The 4,637-nt window shown below is 64.5% G+C and carries 3 protein-coding genes; all 3 read right to left on the bottom strand.

Going from position 1 to position 4,637, the window contains the following annotated elements; translation table 11 throughout:
• The coding region (gene infB / locus QZ609_RS24795) for a translation initiation factor IF-2 (RefSeq protein ID WP_295500597.1) at positions 1–2,588 on the bottom strand (2,588 nt) is incomplete at its 3' end.
• A gap of 64 nt (positions 2,589–2,652) precedes the next feature.
• Complete coding sequence (gene nusA, locus QZ609_RS24790; protein ID WP_295500594.1) at positions 2,653–4,128, bottom strand: transcription termination factor NusA; 1,476 nt, start codon at positions 4,126–4,128, stop codon at positions 2,653–2,655.
• Positions 4,125–4,613 (bottom strand): ribosome maturation factor RimP, encoded by a 489-nt coding sequence (gene rimP, locus QZ609_RS24785; RefSeq protein ID WP_295500600.1) that lies wholly within the window; start codon positions 4,611–4,613, stop codon positions 4,125–4,127. The genes nusA and rimP overlap by 4 nt, the downstream gene beginning before the upstream one ends.
• Positions 4,614–4,637 lie beyond the last annotated feature (24 nt).

Raw genomic sequence — 4,637 nt, 5'->3', positions numbered from 1 at the left:
GGCGACAGCATGCCCGACATCGCCGCCTTCACCTCATCCACAGCGTCATAGATGATGTTGTAGTAGCGGATGTCGATGCCCTGGTGCTCGGCCAGCTTGCGCGCGCCCGCATCGGCCCGCGTGTTGAAGCCGATGATGACGGCCTTCGACGCGGTTGCCAGGTTGACGTCGGATTCGGTGATGCCACCCACGGCGGCATGCACGATCTGCACACGCACTTCGCCGGTGGACAACTTCTGCAGCGAATGCACCAGTGCTTCCTGCGAGCCCTGCACGTCGGCCTTGATGATCAGCGGCAGCGACTTCACATCGCCTTCGGCCATCTGCTCCAGCATCGTTTCCAGCTTGGCGGCCTGCTGGCGTGCCAGCTTGACGTCGCGGAACTTGCCTTGGCGGAACAGCGCGATTTCGCGCGCCTTGCGCTCGTCCGGCAGCACCATGACTTCTTCACCGGCGCCCGGCACTTCCGACAGACCCTGGATTTCCACCGGGATCGACGGACCGGCTTCCTTGGCCGGCTTGCCGTTCTCGTCCAGCATGGCGCGCACGCGGCCATAGGCCGTGCCCGCGAGCACCACGTCGCCGCGCTTGAGCGTACCGCTCTGCACCAGCACCGTGGCGATCGGGCCCTTGCCCTTGTCCAGCTGCGCTTCCACCACCAGACCCTTGGCCGGCGCGTTGACCGGCGCCTTCAGCTCCAGCACTTCGGCCTGCAGCGAGACGTTCTCCAGCAGCGTATCGATGCCTGCGCCCGTCTTGGCCGACACCGGCACGAACGGCGATTCACCGCCGTACTCTTCCGGAATCACACCCTCGGCCACCAGTTCCTGCTTGACGCGGTCCGGGTTGGCATCGGGCTTATCAATCTTGTTGATCGCCACGACGATCGGCACACCGGCCGCCTTCGCGTGGGCGATGGCTTCCTTCGTCTGCGGCATGACGCCGTCGTCCGCCGCCACCACCAGGATCACGATGTCGGTCGCCTTGGCACCGCGCGCACGCATGGCCGTGAAGGCCTCGTGACCCGGGGTATCCAGGAAGGTGATGACGCCGCGGTCGGTTTCAACGTGGTACGCACCGATGTGCTGCGTGATGCCGCCGGCTTCGCCCGCCGCCACCTTGGCGCGACGGATGTGGTCCAGCAGCGAGGTCTTGCCGTGGTCGACGTGACCCATCACGGTCACGACCGGCGGACGGGTTTCAGCCTCGACATCGATTTGCTCTTCACCGCCCACGATCAGCAGCGCTTCCGGATCGTCCAGCTTGGCCGCGATCGCCTGGTGGCCCATTTCCTCGACCACGATCATCGCGGTCTCCTGGTCCAGCACCTGGTTGATCGTGACCATCTGGCCGAGCTTCATCATCTGCTTGATGACCTCGGCGGCCTTGACCGACATCTTGTGCGCCAGATCGGCCACAGAGATGGTTTCCGGCACGTGCACTTCACGCACCACCGGCTCGGTCGGCGCCTGGAAGGCATTGCGATTGTCGTCACCATGGCGGTTGCGGCCGCCCTTGGAGCCAGAACGCCAGCCGTCGACGCCACCGCCGCTGTCGCCGCGCGTCTTCAGACCACCGCGCTTACCGCGGTTGTCATCCTGCCAACCCGACTTGCCGCGACCACCCTTCTTATCACCGGCCGGTGCACTGCTCGGCGCAGCTGCGGCAGGTGCCGGTGCGGCCGGCTTCTTGGCGGCCGCAGCCGGACGCGCTTCGCCAGCCGGCTTGACCGGCTTGTGCAGCGTGCCCGTTGTTTGCTCGGCCTTCTTCTCTTCAGCCTTGCGCTCGGCGGGCGTCTTCAGCACGCGTGCCGGGGCGCTCATCATCTCGCGGATGGCACGGGCTTCGGCTTCGGCGGCTTCGCGGCGCTTGCGCGCGGCGTCTTCCTCAGCCTTGATCTTGTCAGCGGCAACACGCGCCTCGTCAGCGGCCTTCTGCGCGGCTTCGCGTTCGCCGGCCAGGCGTGCGGCGTCTTCCTCGGCCTTGCGGCGCGGGGCCTCGTCGGCTGCCTCAGCGGCGGCGCGGGCAGCCACGGCTTCCTCTTCCGCCTTCTTGGCGGCGAGTTCGGCCTGGCGCTTCTGCTCGGCTTCGGCGGCCTCCTGGCGAGCGCGGCGCTCGGCTTCCTCGCGCTCCATCGCCTCTTGGCGGGCCTTCAGCTCGGCTTCCTGACGCGCCAGCAACTCGGCCTGGTGGCGTTGTTCTTCCTCGCGGCGCGCGGCTTCCTCAGCATCGACGACCGGCGCGGCAGGCGCAGCCTCGGCTTCCGCCTGGGCCGCGCTCGGCTCATCACGCTTGACCAACACGCGCTTCTTCTTGACTTCCACTTGCACGGTACGCGTTTTGCCGGTGGCATCCGCCTGGCGGATCTCACTGGTTTCGCGTTTGGTGATCGTGATCTTCTTGCGCGCGCCATCCTCGGCACTGCCGTGAGCTCGCTTGAGATAGTCGAGCAGACGGGTCTTGTCCGATTCGGTGATGACGTCTTCCGGCGTCGCCTTCTGCACGCCCGCGGCCTGCAACTGCTCCAGCAGCGCCGATGCGCTACGGTTCAATTCGCCAGCGAGTTGGGCAACTGTTGTGCTTGCCATTCAAACCCTTTCGATGCTTGGTTTCAGTGAGGATTGCGAAAAACGATCAACGCTTGCCGCAGGCTCACGAAAACCAGTGTTCACGCGCCTTCATGATCAGCGCCTTGGCCTGTTCTTCGTCGACGCCGGTCATCTCGACCAGTTCGTCCACGGCCAGCTCGGCCAAGTCGTCACGCGTCTGGATGTTCCCCTCGGCCAGCTTGCCGATCAGCTCCGGGGTCAGCCCTTCGAGGTCGCGCAGGTCTTGTGACACCTTCTCGACCTTCTCTTCCTTTGCCAGCTCCATCGTCAACAGCACGTCACGGGCGCGGTTGCGCAGCTCGTTGACGGTGTCTTCGTCGAACGCCTCGATCTCCAGCATTTCCTGCAGCGGCACGTAGGCCACTTCTTCGAGCGAGCTGAAGCCCTCTTCGATCAGGATGTCGGCGACTTCTTCGTCCACGTCCAGCTTTGCCATGAACAGCTGGCGAACGACGGAGCTTTCTTCTGCCTGCTTCTGCGCAGATTCGGCCGGCGTCATGATGTTGATCTGCCAGCCGGTCAGTTCCGACGCCAGACGCACGTTCTGACCGCTACGACCGATGGCCACGGCGAGGTTCTCCTCGTCGACCACCACGTCCATGCTGTGCTTCTCTTCGTCCACGACGATGGACTGCACCTGTGCCGGCGCCAGCGCGCCGATCACGAACTGCGCCGGATCTTCCGACCACAACACGATATCCACGGCCTCGCCGCCGACTTCGTTGCGCACCGCCGTCACACGCGTGCCACGCACGCCAACGCAGGTGCCGATCGGGTCGATGCGCTTGTCATGCGCCACGACCGCGATTTTCGCACGCACACCCGGATCGCGCGCCGCCGCCTTGATCTCCAGCAGGCCCTGTTCCATTTCCGGCACTTCGTTCTCGAAGAGCTTGATCAGGAACTCGGGGCACGTGCGCGAGAGTTCGATCTGCGGGCCGCGTGCGGTGCGGTCGACGTTCAGGATGTACGCGCGGACGCGGTCGCCCGTGCGCAGGTTTTCCTTCGGGATCATCTGGTCGCGCGCCAGCAGCGCTTCGACGCGGCCGGATTCGACGATCAGGCCCTTCTTGTCGGCACGTTTGATCGTGCCGGTCATGATCTTCTCGCCGCGATCGAGGTAGTCGTTCAGGATCTGCTCGCGCTCGGCGTCGCGGATGCGCTGCAGGATCACCTGCTTGGCAGCCTGCGCGCCGATGCGGCCGAACTCGACCGACTCGATCTGCTCTTCGATGAATTCATCGACGTTGATGTCGGCGTCCTGCTCCTTGGCTTCGAACAGCAGGATCTGCTTGTCCGGCTCCTGCAGGCCTGCATCGTCAGGAACGACGAGCCAGCGGCGGAAGGTTTCGTGTTCGCCCGACTCACGGTCGATCGCCACGCGCACATCCACGTCTTCTTCAAAGCGCTTCTTGGTCGCCGAAGCCAATGCGGCCTCCAACGCCCCGAACACCACATCCTTGTCGACGTTTTTTTCGCGCGCAAGCGCATCGACGAGCAACAGAACTTCGCGGCTCATTGCTTGTTCCCTTTATTTCGATTTCCTTTGAAGTCCAGCACGGGCACCAGCCGGGCGCGGTCGAGTTCCGACAGCGTAAATTCCAGCAGCGCGGGGCCTTCCTTGCCCTCAAACTCGAGGCCGATTCGTTCCTGGCCGGGCTCCCCCGCGGGAGCCTGAACAATCCCCGTGAAATTCTTCTGCCCACCCACCGGCAGGCGCAGCGTCACCTTGGCCTCGAGGCCGGCGAAGCGCGTGAAGTCGGTCAGCGTGCGCAGCGGGCGATCCAGCCCCGGCGACGATACCTCCAGCCGCTCGTAGTTGACGTTCTCAACCTCGAATACGCGCGTGAGCTGGTGGCTCACCTTCTCGCAGTCTTCAATGACGATGCCGTTTTCCGCCTGATCGATATACACGCGCAGCAACCCGGCTGGCGCGCGCTCCACTTCCACCAGCTCGTAACCCATGGCGGTGAGGGTTTTCTCAATCAGATCAGTCAGATGCACGTTTTTCCTGAAGAATTTCCCGGT

It is taken from the genome of uncultured Ralstonia sp., from assembly GCA_913056305.1.
Classification (GTDB): domain Bacteria; phylum Pseudomonadota; class Gammaproteobacteria; order Burkholderiales; family Burkholderiaceae; genus Ralstonia.
The sequence above is the reverse complement of the archived record's forward strand: the minus strand, read 5'-3'. Positions and strand labels throughout refer to the sequence as shown.